Below are 15,520 nucleotides of genomic sequence, written 5' to 3'. Positions count from 1 at the left end.
CCGCGCTCCGCTACGGCTTGACCGCCTTCAGCGCGTACAGCATCGGAATGATGGGTTCCGAGTCCGGCAGCCGCCACCAGCCGTCGGCGTCCGGCACCATCGACGGGAAGCGCGGCCACGGCAGCACCTCCGTCTCCCGCACGCTCTGCACGGTCAGCCCGGCCCCGACCACCGCGGTGACGACCTCGCCGACGCCGTGCCGCCACTCGTAGCTCGTCGTGGCGCCCTGGAGGGGCGGGCCGTCGGTGTAGGTGGTGGGGGTGTCGCTGCGCAGCGCGCCCCGACCGGCCAGGTAGTCGTTGCGGAGCAACAGCGGCGGGGCGGCCGGGTCCGCGGGCGGCGTCGCGCCGAGGGCGTTCAGCAGCGGGTGGAACTCCACCAGGTAGAACGTCCCGCCCGGCCGCAGCAGTTCGGCGACGGTCCCCGCCCAGGCGGCGAGGTCCGGCAGGTAGCAGACCGCGCCCTTGCCGGTGTAGACCACGTCGAACCGACGGTCGCCGAGCGCCTCCACCGCGCGGTACACGTCCGACCGGACGAACTCCATCTCCCGCCCGGCCGCCGCGGCCAGCCGCCGCGCCTGTGCCACCGCTTCGGCGGAGAAGTCCAGCCCCACCGCCCGCGCCCCCCGGTCGGCGAAGGCCGCGGTCTCGGTGCCCAGGTGGCACTGGAGGTGCAGCACGTCGCGTCCGGCCACGTCCCCGAGGTCGGCCCACTCGAACGGCGCGAACCAGTCCTCGGCGCTCCGCGTCCCGTCCAGCCCGTAGAAGGCACTGGCGACGTGGACCGGGGTGCGCGCGTCCCAGTTGGCCTCGTTGGCACGCACCATCTCCGCGGTGCCGGGCGGCCCCGGTCGTGCGCCGACGGGTCGGGCGGGCACCGCCCGGTCGGTGGACTCGCTCTGTTCTGTGGTCATGCCCCCTCTTCTACCTGTCGACGCCGCCCGCACACCAGGCCGTCGCCCCGCCCCGACCGGTACCGGCCACCCGGCCGACCGCCGCCACCCGGCCGCCGGCGAGCGCCAGCCGCCGGGTCGCCCGGCCGGCGAGCGCCTCGTCGTCGGTGGCGACGACGCACGTGAGCCGGTACTCGCCCCACACCCGCAGCAGCAACGCGGCGAAGTCCGCCCGGGCGGCCGGCGGCAGCCCCTCCGTCGGCCGGTCCGCGAGCAGCACCGCGGGCCGTTTGACCAACGCCCGGGCCAGCGCCGCCCGCCGCCGCGCGTACCGGTCCAACTGCCCCGGCAGCAGGTCGCCGCGGTCGGCCAGCCCGACCGCCGCCAGCGCCTCCCCGGCCAACTCCCAGCGGTCCACCGGCCGCAGCCCCAACGGGGCCAGCGCGGCGGCCACGCCCTGCCGCACGGTCGACCCGGCGAGCGACCCGAGGGCCTCGTCGTCGCCGGTGCCGAGCAGCCCGATCGATTCGGTGCGGATCCGGCCGAGCCGGGACGCGGTGACCGTGGCCAGATCCGTACCGTCGAGCAGCACGCTGCCCCGGGTCGGGCGCTCCAGTCCGCCCAGGATCCGCAACAGCGTCGAAGAGCCCGCGCCGGGCGGCCCCTGGACGGCGAGCGCACCGCCGGCCGCCAGGGAGAAACCGACGTCGTCCAGGGCCCGCACCAGGTCACCGCCGCGTCGGTAGTGCTTGGTCACGCCGCTCAGGTGGTACACGGTGCCGTCTCCTCACGGGCCGCCGGGCCGCGGCTCCGGGATCGACCGTAACCACCCCGTGTGACCGACCCATGAGCGGAACGTGAGAGCCGGATGAGAGCGCCTGCACGGATCACCCGGCGGCGCCCTCCGGCGATGTCCCGGCGATGTCCCGGCGGGGTCCCGGCGACGGCCCGCCGCTGGCGCGGGGCGCGCGGCCCGCGCCGGTCGGTGCAACCGGTCGACTGCCCACGGCGTCACGGCAGTTGGAGACGGGGCGCGGCACCCGTACGGTGGCCGTCACGGCAATCCGACGGGAAGAGTGGGGAATGAGCCAAGAAACCCGGCCGCTGTCCAGCGCTGTCGACGTGAGCATCCCGAGTGTCGCGCGGATGTACGACTACTACCTCGGCGGCAAGGACAACTACGCCGTGGACCGCGAGGCGTGCGAGGAGCTGAGCAAGGTCGTCCCGAGCACCCAGGTGCTGGCGATCAACAACCGGCGCTTCCTGCGCCGGGTGGTCCGCTGGCTGGCCCAGGAGCAGGGCATCCGGCAGTTCGTCGACCACGGCTCTGGCCTGCCGACGCAGGACAACGTCCACCAGGTCGCCCAGCAGGTCGACCCGCGGTCCCGCGTGGTGTACGTCGACAACGACCCGATCGTGCTGGCGCACGGCCGCGCGCTGCTGGAGGAGAACGACAACACCGCCGTCATCCAGGCCGACATGCGGGACACCGACGGCATCTTCGACAGCCCGGAGGTCCGCCGGCTGATAGACCTCGACGAGCCGGTCGCCGCGCTCTTCGTCTCCGTGCTGCACTGCATCCCGGACGCCGACGACCCCGCCGCGCTGGTCCGCCGGGTCGCCGAACGCCTCGCCCCCGGCAGCTTCCTGGTGGTCTGTCAGCTCGTCAGCGAGGACGCCGCGACGCGGGACTTCGTCACCGAGTTCATGCGGGTCAGCACCCAGGGGAGCTGGGGCCGGGTCCGGCAGCAGCACGAACTGCGGTCCTACCTGGACGGGTTGGAGATCCAGGAGCCGGGGTTGGTGGAGGTCTCGACCTGGCGGCCGGACGCGGCGGACGCCGGCCCCAAGCAGCTGACCCAGGAGTGGATCGAGTACGGCGGCGTGGCGCGCAGGCCGTAGCGCACCGACGGAGAGCGGGAGCGGCGGGCGGGGCGGGCCGGGGCCGGCGGTCCGGCCCCGCCGCAGTCACCCCAGCTGCTCCAGCAGCTCTTCCAGCATCGCCAGCGAGCGCCGCGGGGACTCGGCCTGGGCGCTGAGCCGGTCCATCACCGCCAGGTAGTGGTCGACGTCGTCCCGCTTGTCCAGGTAGAGCGCGCTCGTCAGCTGCTCCAGATAGACGATGTCCGGGAGGTCGGGCTCCAGGAAGCGCAGGATGGTGATCGGTCCGCCCGCCGCGGCCAGGCCGCCGAGGGCGAACGGCGCGATCTGGAGGGTGACGTTGGGGCGCCGCGCCATCTCCAGCAGGTGCCGGAGCTGATCGGCCATCACCTCCGGTCCGCCCAACGGCCGGCGCAGGCATGCCTCGTCGAGGATGGCCCACAGCCGCGGCGCGTCGGTGAGCGCGAGCAGTTCCTGCCGCTGCATCCGCAGCGCCACCCGCTGCGCGGTCTCCTCCGGGGCGGACCCCGGGTGGCCCAGCAGCGCCACCGCGCGGGCGTACTCCGCGGTCTGCAACAGGCCCGGCACGAACTGGACTTCGTAGGTGCGGATCACCGAGGCGGCCGACTCCAACCCCAGGTGGGTCTCGAACCAGCTGGGCAGCACGTCGCTGTACTGGTGCCACCAACCGGGCGTGCTGGTCCGGCGGGCGAGGGTCAGGAAGGTGGCGCGGGCGGTGCTGTCGAGGACGCCGTACAGCGTCAACAGGTCCGCGACGTCCCGCTCCTTGCAGCTCACCCGGCCCAGTTCGAGGCGGCTGATCTTGGCGTGGGAGGCGCGGATGGCGTCGCCGGCCGCCTCGCGAGTGATGCCGGCGGCCTCCCGGAGCCGGCGCAGCTGGGTGCCCAGCACGATGCGCAGGACGGTGGGGCCGCCGCGTGGATGTTCCAGATAGCGGCGCAGGGACAGATCGCTGTGCGGCTGCGCGGCGCTCATAACTGACTCCCCTGAGTGGTCGGGCCGACGCCCAGTGTCCCATTGCCCCGAGGAGGCGTACACCTACGCCGACTATCCGGCCGACATATGCCTCAGTCGTTGCCCCCGAAGGCGGTCGTCTGCTCAGTCGTGGGGGAACAGATCGTCGAATTCGCCGTCCTTGGCCCCCTGGACGAAGGCGGCCAGTTCGGCACGGGTGTAGATCAGCGCCGGGCCGGAGGCGTGTCGCGAGTTGCGTACCGCGACCCCGCCGTCCGGAAGAAGCGCCAGTTCAACGCAGTTACCACTGGGGTTGCTGCGGCGGCTCTTGCGCCAGACCGCGCCCTCGATGGCGCTCGCCGGCATTCCGTTGGTCATCGATTCCATCACGGCTGCTCCCTTGGTGGGGGGTGTGCTCGGGACCGATCCGGGCGGTGATCACGGTTGGCGTGATCCTGCCCCTGGCTGGCCGTCCGTACCGATGTAATTGCAGATGCACTTGCAGCGATGGACGGCCGACGAGGATATTAGCCCTCCGGGGCGGCCCCGCCCAGACCGTCCCCCACGCGCCCAACTCGCTTGCCCCTCCGCGGAGATCGTGATGACCACACACCCGGCACAGTCCGAGCGCGACGTCCTCCGGGAAGGAGGGGAGCCAGTGACCGGCGACACCGCCCGGGAGGCGTGGTGGCTGCCGGGGCCCGACGGGTTCGCGGCCTGTGCGCTCGGCGGCGCGGCCTGCACCGTGGCCGAGGCCCGCCGCTTCACCCGGACCACCCTCGACGCCTGGCGGATGTGTCCGGGGCTCGCCGAGAGCGCGGTCCTGATCGTTTCGGAACTGGTCAGCAACGCACTGCGGCACGGCGCCACCGAATCCGCCGAGACCGTCTTCGACTCCCTCTTCGAGAACCGTTTCTGCCACGGCTGGTTGGCGCTGACCCGACAGGAGCGCGGGGTGTTGTGCGCGGTCTCGGACGGCGGCACCCAGTCACCCGTGCTGCGGCCGCAGCACGCGCTGGCCGAGTCCGGGCGCGGGCTCCACCTCGTCGACCGGCTCAGCGACTCCTGGGGCTGGACGCCGCCCGACCGGTCGGGGAAGACGGTGTGGGCCTCGGTGGTCACGGCGGCCCGCGACTGACGCTTCAGCCGCCGCCGCGCAGCAGGTAGCCGTCGCGGATCGAGGAGGGCGTGGCGAACGGTCCGCTGCCGTACGGGTGCAGGGTGATGGCGAGTTCGTTGGCGGCCGGGCCCGCCTCCGGATGGGGTGCGAAGTCGCCGTCCCTCGCGTCCAGTTGGCGCTGGACGCCCCGCTGGCAGCTCTTCGCCAACTGGTCCGCGGCGACCGGGGAGAGCGTCAGACCGGGCCGCAGCTGTACGTGGACGACGGGCCTGGCCTCCAGGTCGCCGGACGCGTCGAGGGTGAGGCAGAACCCGGAGATCAGCCCGGCCAGCGGATTGCCGTCGAAGAGTCCGCGCTCGACGTGGTGCGGATAGCTGTTGGCCCCCATGGCTGACTCCCAGGCGCCCGACGGTGGGTTGCCCCGCCATCTTCGGGGCCCGGCAACCGGGCGTCATGAGTCGGGCTACTCAGGTCCGCGGGTGAGTACCCTCGCCCGGCCGATGCAGGTCTGACGGCCGAGTGACGTTCCGTCAAGAACATTGCCGCAGGCTCATTCTGACGGTCCGTCGACGGTGCCGACGCACGGTGTCGCCGACCGGCGGGCCCGTCAGTCCGCCAGTCCGTCACCCAGGCCGAAGGCGGCGAGCAGGCGCTCCGCCGCCAGGGTCGCGGTCAGCTCGCCCGCGCGGACCGCGGCCTCGACCTCCGGGCCCAACCGGCGGACGTCCGGATGCTCCTGGAGCCGGTCGACCAGGCGCTCGCGGACCATCGACCACGTCCAGTCGACCTGTTGGGCGCGGCGGCGCTCGGCGAGCGCACCGGTGGCGTCCAACAGGGCGCGGTGCTGCTCGATCCGCTCCCACACCGCCTTCAGCCCGGTGCCCTCGCGGGCGCTGCAGGTCAGCACCGGCGGCGTCCACGCCGCGTCGGCCGGCTGCAACAGCCTTAGCGCGCCGGCGAGTTCGCGCGCCGCCGAGCGGGCGTCCCGCTCGTGCGGGCCGTCCGCCTTGTTGACCGAGACCAGGTCCGCCAGCTCCAGGACGCCCTTCTTGATGCCCTGCAACTGGTCGCCGGTGCGGGCCAGCGTCAGCAGCAGGAACGTGTCGACCATGTGGGCGACGGCGGTCTCCGACTGGCCGACGCCGACCGTCTCCACCAGCACCACGTCGTACCCCGCGGCCTCCATCACCACGATCGACTCCCGGGTCGCCCGCGCCACCCCGCCCAGCGTGCCGGACGTGGGGGAGGGGCGGACGAACGCCGCCGGGTCGGTGGCCAGCCGCTCCATCCGGGTCTTGTCGCCGAGGATGGAGCCGCCGGTCCGGCTGGAGGACGGGTCGACGGCCAGCACCGCCACCCGGTGGCCCAGCCCGGTCAGCAGCGAGCCCAGGGCGTCGATGAAGGTCGACTTGCCCACGCCCGGGACCCCGCTGATGCCCACCCGCCGGGCCGCCCCGGAGTACGGCAACAACCGCACCAGCAACTGCTGGGCCGCCGCCCGGTGATCGGCGCGGGTGGACTCGACCAGGGTGACCGCGCGGGCGATCCACGCCCGGGAGCCCGCCCGCACGCCCTCGGCGTACCGGTCGACATCGATCCTCGCAGGCATGGCCCTCCGCCCTACAGCTCGTGGCCGAGGACCGACGCCAGGTCCCGCACCAGGTCGTGGGCCGCGTCCGGGATGACCGTGCCGGGCAGGAAGACCGCGGCGGCGCCCATGTCCCGCAGCGGCTGGACGTCCTGGGGCGGGATCACCCCGCCCACCACGACGGTGATGTCCTCCCGGTCCTCCGCCGCCAACGCCTCCCGCAGCGCCGGCACCAGCGTCAGGTGGCCGGCCGCCAGCGAGGACACCCCGACGATGTGCACGTCGGCCTCCACCGCCTGCCGGGCCACCTCGGCCGGGGTCTGGAACAGCGGGCCGACGTCCACGTCGAAGCCCAGGTCGGCGAAGGCCGTGGCGATCACCTTCTGGCCGCGGTCGTGGCCGTCCTGCCCCATCTTGGCCACCAGGATGCGCGGCCGGCGGCCCTCGGCGCGCTCGAACGCGGCCACCAGCTCCCGGGTGCGCTCGACCCCCGACGAGGGGCCCGCTTCGTCTCGGTACACACCCGAGATGGTACGGATCTGGCCCGAGTGGCGGCCGTAGACCTCCTCCAGGGCGTCCGAGATCTCCCCGACGGTCGCCATCGCGCGGGCCGCGTCCACCGCCAGCGCCAGCAGATTGCCCTCCAGCCCCGGGCCGGGCGCGGCCTTCGCCGCCTCGGTCAGCGCCCGCAGCGCCCGCCGGCAGGCGTCCTCGTCGCGCTCCGCGCGCAGCCGCCGGAGCTTCTCGATCTGCTGCGCCCGCACCGCGGAGTTGTCGACCTTGAGGACCTCGATCTCCTCGTCGGTGTCCACCCGGTACTTGTTGACGCCGATCAGCGCCTGCCGCCCCGAGTCGATCCGCGCCTGGGTGCGCGCCGCCGCCTCCTCGACCCGCATCTTCGGGATGCCCGCGTCGATCGCCTTGGCCATCCCGCCGGCCTCCTCGACCTCCTCGATGTGCGCCCAGGCGCGGCGTGCCAGATCGTGGGTGAGCCGCTCGACGTACGCGCTGCCGCCCCACGGATCGATCACCCGGCAGGTGCCCGACTCCTGCTGGAGGAAGAGCTGCGTGTTGCGGGCGATCCGGGCGGAGAAGTCGGTGGGCAGGGCCAGCGCCTCGTCGAGGGCGTTGGTGTGCAGCGACTGGGTGTGGCCCTGGGTCGCGGCCATCGCCTCCACGCAGGTGCGGGTGACGTTGTTGAACACGTCCTGCGCGGTCAGCGACCAGCCCGACGTCTGCGAATGGGTGCGCAGCGAAAGGGACTTGGGGTTCTTCGGCTCGAACTTCTGGACCAGCCGCGCCCACAGCAGCCGGGCCGCGCGCAACTTGGCGACCTCCATGAAGAAGTTCATGCCGATCGCCCAGAAGAACGACAGCCGCGGCGCGAACGCGTCCACGTCCATCCCCGCCGCCAGCCCGGCGCGCAGGTACTCCACCCCGTCGGCGAGCGTGTACGCCAGCTCCAGGTCGGCCGTCGCGCCCGCCTCCTGGATGTGGTATCCGGAGATCGAGATGGAGTTGTACCGCGGCATCTTCTGCGAGGTGTACGCGAAGATGTCGGAGATGATCCGCATCGAGGGCTGCGGCGGATAGATGTAGGTGTTGCGGACCATGAACTCCTTGAGGATGTCGTTCTGGATGGTCCCGGCCAGCTTCTCGGGCGCTACGCCCTGCTCCTCGGCGGCCACGATGTAGAGGGCGAGAACGGGCAGCACCGCGCCGTTCATCGTCATCGACACCGTCATCCGGTCCAGCGGGATGCCCTCGAAGAGCTGCCGCATGTCGTAGATCGAGTCGATCGCCACGCCCGCCATGCCGACGTCACCGGTCACCCGCGGGTGGTCGCTGTCGTAGCCGCGGTGGGTGGGCAGGTCGAAGGCGACCGACAGGCCCTTCTGCCCCGCCGCGAGGTTGCGCCGGTAGAAGGCGTTGGACTCCTCGGCGGTGGAGAAGCCCGCGTACTGCCGGATCGTCCAGGGCTGGTTGACGTACATCGTCGGGTACGGGCCGCGCAGGTACGGCGCGATGCCCGGGTACGTGCCCAGGAAGTCCAGGCCGTCGAGGTCGGCCGCGGTGTAGAGCGGCTTGACGTCGATGCCCTCCGGCGTCTCCCAGGTCAGGTCCGCGACGCTCTTGCCGGTGGCCTGCTGGACCGCGTCCGTCCACCGGTCCCGGTCGCCGGCCTCGGCCGTCCCGGACAGGTCGCCCAGCTCCACCGTGCTGAAGTCGGGGACGGCTCCCGCGTGCCCCGGGGCGTGGCCTGACGCAGCGTCCATGGCGCCCTCCTGCCGTGCCGTCTCCGTCATCCCGCCACCTCCGTGACATCCAGGGCCGAGGACAGCGCCCCGACCGCGTCGCAGCCCACGAACACGAACGTGTCCACTCCGGCCGCCACGAACTCCTCGCGGTGCGCACCGGGCTTGCCCGCCAGGTACACCCGCACCGCGCCCGCCGCCTTCAGCGCCGCGGTCACCTCCGCCGCCTGCTCGGCGTAGACCGCGTCACTGGAGCACACGCACGCGATCCGCGCGCCGCTCGCCGCGAACGCCGCGGCCACCGACTCCGCCGTCACCTGCTCCGGCACGGTCTCGATCCCGCCCGCCTGGAAGAGGTTGGCGGCGAACGCCACCCGCGCGGTGTGCGCCGCGACCGGACCCAACGCGGCCAGGAACGCCTTCGGCCGCGTCCCGGTCGCCGCCAGGTGCCCGTCGGACCGGGCCCGCAGCGCCTCGAACGCGTCGTCCCGGCGGACCCGCGGCAGCCCCCCGCCCGCCCGCGCCGGCGCCGGCTCGCGCTCCAACGGCGCCTCGGCCAGGTGCGGGAACTCGCTGACCCCGGTGATCGGCTCCCGCCGGTGCGCCAGATCCGCACTGCGTCGCCGCCAGGTCTCCGCCAGCCGCTCGCCGACCATCCCGGACCGCAGCGCGGCGGCCTGACCGCCCGCCCGCTCGATCTCCTGGAAGAACGCCCAGCCCGCGCGGGCCAGTTCGGCGGTGAGCCGCTCCACGTACCAGGAGCCGCCGGCCGGGTCGATCACCTTCGCCAGGTGCGACTCCTCCAGCAGCACCGACTGGGTGTTCCGGGCGATCCGCCGGGCGAACGCGTCCGGCAGGCCCAGTGCCGCGTCGAACGGCAGCACGGTCACCGCGTCCGCGCCGCCCAGGCCCGCGGACAGCCCGGCCACCGTGGTCCGCAGCATGTTCACCCACGGATCCCGACGGGACATCATGACCGCCGAGGTGACCGCGTGCTGGCGCTGCCCGGCCGCGGTCGGCGACACCCCGCAGACCTCGGCGACCCGGGACCACAGCAGCCGCGCGGCGCGCAGCTTGGCGATGGTCAGGAACTGGTCGGCGGTGGCGGCGTAGCGGAACTCCAGTTGCCGGCAGGCGTCGTCGAGGCTCAGCCCCCGCCCGTCCGCGGCCAGTTCCCGCAGGTACGCCACGCCGGTGGCCAGCGAGGCGCCCAACTCCTCGGCCGCCGAGCCGCCCGCCTCGTGGTACGGCAGCGCGTCGACGCTCACCGTGCGCAGGCCCGGGGCGCTCCGGGCGACCTGACCGGCCAGTTCGGCGGTGGCGGCCAGCCCGTCGGCCAGTGCGCGGTCGTCGCCGGTGCGGGCCAGCAGCCCCAGCGGATCGGCACCCAGGACGCCCGCCGTCTCCGACGGCGCCACCCCGGCCTCCCGGTACAGCCGCAGCAACTCCGCTGCCGCCGCCGGGAATTGCGCGCCCGCGTCGAGCACCACAGGGGCCAGGTCCAGATAGACGCCCCGGAGCGCGTCCGCCAGGCCGGACACCGGCACCCCGCCGTCGCCGACGGTCAGCCACACGGAGGTGCCGCCGTTCTCCAGGTCGGCGAGGAGCGCCTCGTTGACCCGCTGCGGATCGGTGCCGACCTGGCGCTGGCGGACGTCCCACCCGAAGGCGGTGCCCTCGGGCCGGGCCGCCCGGACGAACGGCGCGAAGCCGGGCAGGCCCGCGGCGGGCGGCGCGTCCTCGGCGGTGTACAGGGGAGGGACGCGGATCCCGTCCTGGAGATCCGTGGCGAGCGCGTCCTCGGCGGCGGCGCCGGTGGCCTCGGACGCGCCCGATTTGCGGAGCACGCCTTCGACGAGACGCTGCCACTGCTCGCGTTCGGCAGCCGGGAAGGCGGCGGCCAGGGGGAGTTCGGGGGACTCGGCGGTCATGGCAGCAGGCTAGGCGAACGGCCGTTAGCCGGAGCAGGGGCCCGAGCTGTGACCTTGCACTCGTTGAGGGCGGCGCCGATCGCCGTGTACAGGGCGAATCCACCCCGGACGGGCAGCGCCGGGCCCCGCCGACGGCTCCCGGAACCCGATCTTCCGGCGCGCTACGGTGGCCCCGGCACCCCACCGAGGAGCGCAATGCGCACACCGCCGAGCCCCCGCACCACCCTTGCCGTCGCCCTGCTCGTCCTCCTGGTCCTGACCGCCACCGCGGCCCTGCTGGTGCCGGCGCCGGCCCGCACCCCCGAGGAGCCCGCCGCCTGCCGGGGGCGCGCCCCCGGCAACTGGTCCACCGACCCGGCCACGACCGGGGCGTTCGCCCGCTACGGCGACGACGACTCCCGCACCGACGACTGGACCGGCGGCGACGGCACGCACTCCGTGCGCCTCCCGGACGGCCGGACGCTCTGGCTGTTCTCCGACACCTTCCTCGACCTCGTCCACCCGCCCCCCAACCCGCAGGGCGCGCCCACCCGTTGGCGCACGACCGTCACCGGGGGCACCCCGTTCCTGCGCCACAATTCGCTCGTTGTGATGACGCCGGAGGGCCGACCGGAGCGCACGCTGACCGGCGGGACCCCCGCCGCGCCCGGGCCGTTCTTCCCCGACCCGCCCGGCGGCGGCTGGCGCTGGCCGGTCCACGCGACCGTGGAACCCCGCACCCCCGGTGCCGCGGAGCGGGTCGTCCGGGTGCTGCTGTGGAACCGCGTCCCCGGCACCGGCCCGTGGGTCTTCGGCGTGCCGCACGGCACCGAGGTCGCCACCCTCGCGCTGCCCGACCTCCGACTGGAATCCCTCACCCCGGTCGCCGACCAGGGCGCCGTCGCCGACCCGGGCCGCCGCGTCCTCTACGGCACCGCACTGGTCCGCGTCGGCGACGTCACCTACGTCTTCGGCGGCGACGACCCGCCCGGGTCCCCGGCCGACAGCGCCTACCTGGCCAAGGCCCCGGCCGGCCGGCTCGCCGACCGGACCGCCTGGCGGTTCTGGAACGGCGCGCGCTGGCGGCCGGACGCCGCGGGCGCGGTGCCGGTCCTGCGCGGCGGCGGTCGGCGCGGCGTCGGCAGCGCCTTCACCGTCGTCCGCGACGGCCGGACGTGGGTGCTGCTCACCATGGACACCGCCGGCGGCGGCACCGCCGGGCTGCGGACCATCACCGGCTACTGGGCCTGTGCGCCCCAGGGCCCTTGGCACGGCCCGGCCGGCCGGATCACCCCACCGCGCCCGGCCGCCCCCGACCCCGACCACGTCGCGGTCTACAACCCGCAGGCCCACCCGGAACTCACCGACGGCACCGGCCTGTTGCTCAGCTACGACGTCAACTGGCTGGGACCACCCGGCGCCGCCGCCGACCCGGTGGTCAACGGCGACGTGGAGCTGTACCGGCCGCGATTCCTGCGCCTCCGCATGGCACCGGCGGGGGAGTGACGCGCGGTGCCGGCGACGCTCACCTGCCGTGCCGCTCCCGCCAGGCGCGGGCCTGCTCCTCGACGTCGAACGGGACGCGGTTCAGCGGCGGTCCCTCGGGCGGGCTGGCCAGCGCCGCCCGGATCCGGCCGTTGATCTCGGTCAGGACGCGGCGCAGCGCGGCCTCGCTCGGTGCGTCGGCGGCGGCCGCCTGGGCGTCCTCGATCTCCTTGCGCAGGACGAGGCTGGGAGGGAGGAAGGACACCTGCTCGCGGTCCATCTTCTCCTTGATCCACCACATCTCGTCGTAGGGCCGGTCGAGATTGCGCAGCGGCTTGCCGAAGCCCGGCAGGTCCTCGAACCCGCCGCGCTCGGTCGATTCGCGGATCTGCTTCTCGACCCAGCTCTCGTAGCTGACACCGGGGGGCTTGCGCTCGGTCATCGTGGGGGTCTCCCAAGGTGTGGCCGGACGGTCCTCGTTCCTCCACGGTAGTGCAACCCGCCCCGGCCGGCCGGGCCTCGGGGCGAGGCGCCCGGTCAGCCGCCGCCCTCGGCCGGGCCGGTCGGGCTCGGCTGCACCAGAGGGAAGGCGTTGCTGCCGCCGCACACCATCGGGCCGACCCGGACGCCCCCGCCGACCAGCGTCACGGTGACCTGGCCGGGCGGCCTGTTGCCGGGCACCCGGGCGTTGGCCGCGGTGCACACCAGTTGGTTGAGCGAGGCCGGGTCCAGCAGTTTGGCGTTGACCGGCAAGGTGATGGTGACCTGCCCGGTACTGGACGTGGCGGTGAGCGGGGCCGGGAACTTCGGCACCACGCTGGACAGTCCGCGCATCCGCTCGGCGTGGTTCGGCCCCTGCACCAGCAGGTCGATCGCGGCCTGCGGATCCAACGGCTCGCGCGCCGGACGGGTCGCCGGGTGCAGTCCGTCCGGACCGTAGAAGAACAACTGCACGTTGACGGTGGGCTTGCCCGGGGCCCGCACCCCGGTCGCCGGCTCGCCGGCGTCGATCACGTCGGTGGGCTCGATCCCGCAGCCGGCCAGCGTCGCGGTGAGCACCCCGGCCAGGGTGCCCAGGACGACCCGGCGGCCGGGGGTCCGGCCCGGGGCGGGGCGGCACGCGGCGGTGCGGCGTGCGGTCGGGCGTCGGTCGGTCATGCGGTGTCGTTCCCCTTCCCGGCGCCGCCGGGCTCCTCGCCGGGCTCGTCGGCGGACCCGCCGGCCGGTGCTTCCTCCTGGTGCAGCGGCAGTTCCACGGTGAACACCGCACCGCCCTCGGGCGCGTTGGCGGCGCGCAGCACGCCGCCGTGCAGCCGGACGTTCTCCTGCGCGATGGCCAGGCCCAGGCCGCTGCCCTCGGACCGGGCGCGGGCCGAGTCCGCCTTGTAGAACCGGTCGAAGACGTGCGGCAGCACCTCGGGGTCTATGCCCGGGCCGCTGTCGCGGATCTCGATCAGCAGCACGGCGTCGGCGGGCTCGGGCGCGTGCAGCTCCACCCGGACCGGTTCGCCGCCGTGGTGCAGGGCGTTGCCCACCAGGTTGGCGACCACCACGTCCAACCGGCGCGGGTCGAGCCGGGCGCGGACGTCTGCCGGCAGCTCCGCCGTCACCCGGCTCTGCCAGGCCCGGGCCTGGAGGGTCTTGCGGATCGTCTCGCCGACGTCCACCTCGTCCAGGTGGAGGGCGGCGGCGCCGGCGTCGAACCGGGACACCTCCATCAGGTCCTCCACCATCCGCGCCAGCTTCCCGGTCTCCTGACTGATCAGCCGGACCGCGGAGGCGGTGTCCGGGTCGAGCGAGTCGGCGTCCTCGTCCAGGACGTCGGTGACCGCGGACATCGCCGCCAGCGGAGTCCGCAGCTCGTGCGAGACGTCGGCCGCGAACCGCCGGGCGTTGGCCTCCATCCGGCGCAGCTCGGCCATGCTTTCCTCCAGCTTCGCCGTCATCTCGTTGAACGACCGTGACAGGTCGGCGAGTTCGTCGGCGCCCTTGACCTCCAGCCGGGTGTCCAACTTGCCCTCGGCGATCCGGCCGGCGGCCTGCCGCAGCCCCCGCACCGGCCGCAGCACCCCGCGCGCCGCGAACAGCGGCAGGATCACCGCCAGGGCGAACGCCGGCAGCGCCCCGCCGCGCGCGGCGGTGACCAGCGCCTCGACGTTGGCCTCCTCGGCGCGCAGCGGCAACTGGGCGTAGACCGTCAGCGGGGACGGCTGGTTGTCGGTCTGCCGCACCGGCATCCCGATCAGCAGCCACGGCGAGCCGTCCCGGTCGACGCGCTGGAACGCCGGCACCCGGCGCTTCTCCACCGACGCCTTGAAGTCGGCCGGCACCACCATGTCGCGTCGCAGTCCGCCCTCGTCGTCGTCCGGCACGCCGTTGTAGTGCACCGAGACGTCCCAGTCGCGGGACTTGCCGGAGCGCTCCAGCTTCACCCGGAAGAAGTCCAGGTCCGACCGGGACGGCGGCACCGCCAGCTCCGGCGCCAGCGAATTGACCTGGGCCCGCAGGTCGTTGACGGCGCCGTCCTGGGACCGCTGGAGGATGGCGTTGCGGGCCTCCCGGTAGGTCAGTCCCGCGGTGGTCAACGCACTGACCGCGGCCACCAGCAGGAACGCCACCACGAGCCGGGCGCGCAGTCCGCGCACCGCCGAGACGCCGGGCAGCAGGCGGCGGAGGCGGCTCACAGGGGTCCGAAGCGGTAACCGAAGCCACGCACGGTCTGCACGTACCGGGGGCTGCGCGGGGTGTCCTCTATCTTCGTCCGCAGCCGCATCACGCAGGCGTCTACCAGCCGCGCGTCGCCGTGGTAGCTGTGCTCCCAGACGTGTTCCAGCAGCTGCTGCCGGCTGAAGACCTGGCCCGGGGTGGCGGACAGGAAGAGCAGCAGCTTCATCTCGGACGGCGCCAGCGCCAGGTCCTGGCCGCCCTTGCTGACGACCAGCCCGGCCCGGTCGACGGTGAGTTCGCCGTAGGTCTCCACCGGCGCGGGCCCCGGCTCGGCGGCCGGGGCGCCGTCGGTGGGCAGCGCGGTGCGCCGCAGCACCGCCCGGATCCGCGCCTCCAGGACCTCGCCGCGGGCCGGTTTGACGATGTAGTCGTCGGCCCCGGCCTCCAACCCGAGGACCACGTCGAGGTCGTCGCCGCGGGCGGTGAGCATGATGATCGGCAGCTGGCGCTCGGCGCGGATCAGCCGGCAGATCTCGAAGCCGTCCTTGCCGGGCAGCATCAGGTCCAACAGGACGATGTCGGGGCGGAAGCCCGGCAGCGCCGCCAGCCCTTCCTCACCGCTGGCCGCGGCGGCGACCTCGTGGCCGCGCCGCCGCAGCGCGAGGGACACCCCGTCCCGGACGGCGGCGTCGTCCTCGATCAGAAGTACTCGTGGCATGGGACCAGTATCAATAATTTTCATGATGG

The 15,520-nt window shown here is 74.0% G+C and carries 15 protein-coding genes; 3 read left to right on the top strand and 12 right to left on the bottom strand.

Annotated features, from left to right (window positions below):
* Positions 1-10: 10 nt before the first annotated feature.
* Positions 11-913, bottom strand: coding sequence for a class I SAM-dependent methyltransferase (locus ACJ6WD_RS02040; RefSeq protein ID WP_407615011.1), 903 nt, complete (start codon positions 911-913; stop codon positions 11-13).
* A gap of 10 nt (positions 914-923) precedes the next feature.
* Positions 924-1,667: an ATP-binding cassette domain-containing protein gene (locus ACJ6WD_RS02035; RefSeq protein WP_407615010.1), complete on the bottom strand. Its 744-nt coding sequence runs from the start codon at positions 1,665-1,667 to the stop codon at positions 924-926.
* Between the two features lie 308 nt (positions 1,668-1,975).
* On the opposite strand from ACJ6WD_RS02035, the gene ACJ6WD_RS02030 reads away from it, so the two are divergent.
* The gene (locus ACJ6WD_RS02030) at positions 1,976-2,794 is read left to right on the top strand and encodes an SAM-dependent methyltransferase (protein WP_233656427.1); all 819 of its coding nucleotides are present in this window, start codon (positions 1,976-1,978) and stop codon (positions 2,792-2,794) included.
* 66 nt (positions 2,795-2,860) lie between these two features.
* Here ACJ6WD_RS02030 and ACJ6WD_RS02025 read toward each other — a convergent pair whose 3' ends face one another.
* Both ACJ6WD_RS02025 and ACJ6WD_RS02020 read right to left on the bottom strand, forming a co-directional pair.
* Positions 2,861-3,769 carry a helix-turn-helix transcriptional regulator gene (locus ACJ6WD_RS02025; RefSeq protein ID WP_233656428.1) on the bottom strand — a complete coding sequence of 303 codons (909 nt, stop codon included), beginning with the start codon at positions 3,767-3,769 and terminating at the stop codon, positions 2,861-2,863.
* Between the two features lie 123 nt (positions 3,770-3,892).
* Positions 3,893-4,135, bottom strand: a complete 243-nt coding sequence (locus ACJ6WD_RS02020) for a DUF397 domain-containing protein (RefSeq protein WP_016573087.1) — start codon at positions 4,133-4,135, stop codon at positions 3,893-3,895.
* A gap of 271 nt (positions 4,136-4,406) precedes the next feature.
* Here ACJ6WD_RS02020 and ACJ6WD_RS02015 point away from each other — a divergent pair, with 271 nt between their 5' ends.
* Entirely contained in the window at positions 4,407-4,886 is a 480-nt protein-coding gene (locus tag ACJ6WD_RS02015; RefSeq protein WP_233656429.1) for an ATP-binding protein, read from the top strand.
* A gap of 4 nt (positions 4,887-4,890) precedes the next feature.
* On the opposite strand, the gene ACJ6WD_RS02010 is transcribed toward ACJ6WD_RS02015, so the two are convergent.
* The 4 genes from ACJ6WD_RS02010 to ACJ6WD_RS01995 all read right to left on the bottom strand — a co-directional run bounded on the left by ACJ6WD_RS02010 (position 4,891) and on the right by ACJ6WD_RS01995 (position 10,642).
* Positions 4,891-5,256, bottom strand: coding sequence for a coenzyme f390 synthetase (locus tag ACJ6WD_RS02010; RefSeq protein WP_407615009.1), 366 nt, complete (start codon positions 5,254-5,256; stop codon positions 4,891-4,893).
* 219 nt (positions 5,257-5,475) lie between these two features.
* Positions 5,476-6,477: a methylmalonyl Co-A mutase-associated GTPase MeaB gene (meaB, locus tag ACJ6WD_RS02005; RefSeq protein WP_016573090.1), complete on the bottom strand. Its 1,002-nt coding sequence runs from the start codon at positions 6,475-6,477 to the stop codon at positions 5,476-5,478.
* Between the two features lie 11 nt (positions 6,478-6,488).
* Positions 6,489-8,732 carry a methylmalonyl-CoA mutase gene (gene scpA / locus ACJ6WD_RS02000; RefSeq protein WP_376443100.1) on the bottom strand — a complete coding sequence of 748 codons (2,244 nt, stop codon included), beginning with the start codon at positions 8,730-8,732 and terminating at the stop codon, positions 6,489-6,491.
* A gap of 26 nt (positions 8,733-8,758) precedes the next feature.
* A complete protein-coding gene (locus ACJ6WD_RS01995) occupies positions 8,759-10,642 on the bottom strand; it encodes a methylmalonyl-CoA mutase family protein (RefSeq protein WP_407615008.1) in 1,884 nt (627 codons plus the stop codon).
* A 195-nt stretch (positions 10,643-10,837) separates the two neighbouring features.
* Here ACJ6WD_RS01995 and ACJ6WD_RS01990 point away from each other — a divergent pair, with 195 nt between their 5' ends.
* On the top strand, positions 10,838-12,127 hold the full coding sequence (locus ACJ6WD_RS01990; protein ID WP_407615007.1) for a hypothetical protein: 1,290 nt from the start codon (positions 10,838-10,840) through the stop codon (positions 12,125-12,127).
* Between the two features lie 19 nt (positions 12,128-12,146).
* On the opposite strand, the gene ACJ6WD_RS01985 is transcribed toward ACJ6WD_RS01990, so the two are convergent.
* From ACJ6WD_RS01985 to ACJ6WD_RS01970, 4 genes are all read right to left on the bottom strand, one after another.
* Entirely contained in the window at positions 12,147-12,548 is a 402-nt protein-coding gene (locus tag ACJ6WD_RS01985; protein WP_331246463.1) for a DUF1992 domain-containing protein, read from the bottom strand.
* A gap of 95 nt (positions 12,549-12,643) precedes the next feature.
* The gene (locus ACJ6WD_RS01980) at positions 12,644-13,264 is read right to left on the bottom strand and encodes a hypothetical protein (protein WP_233656441.1); all 621 of its coding nucleotides are present in this window, start codon (positions 13,262-13,264) and stop codon (positions 12,644-12,646) included.
* Positions 13,261-14,790: a HAMP domain-containing sensor histidine kinase gene (locus ACJ6WD_RS01975; protein ID WP_233656442.1), complete on the bottom strand. Its 1,530-nt coding sequence runs from the start codon at positions 14,788-14,790 to the stop codon at positions 13,261-13,263. The genes ACJ6WD_RS01980 and ACJ6WD_RS01975 overlap by 4 nt, the downstream gene beginning before the upstream one ends.
* Positions 14,787-15,491 carry a response regulator transcription factor gene (locus ACJ6WD_RS01970; protein ID WP_038523285.1) on the bottom strand — a complete coding sequence of 235 codons (705 nt, stop codon included), beginning with the start codon at positions 15,489-15,491 and terminating at the stop codon, positions 14,787-14,789. The genes ACJ6WD_RS01975 and ACJ6WD_RS01970 overlap by 4 nt, the downstream gene beginning before the upstream one ends.
* Between the last annotated feature and the right edge of the window lie 29 nt (positions 15,492-15,520).

The organism is Streptomyces sp. VTCC 41912 (assembly GCF_045799175.1).
Taxonomy (GTDB): Bacteria; Actinomycetota; Actinomycetes; order Streptomycetales; family Streptomycetaceae; genus Streptomyces; species Streptomyces albulus_C.
This window is presented reverse-complemented; position numbering and strand designations above follow the sequence as displayed.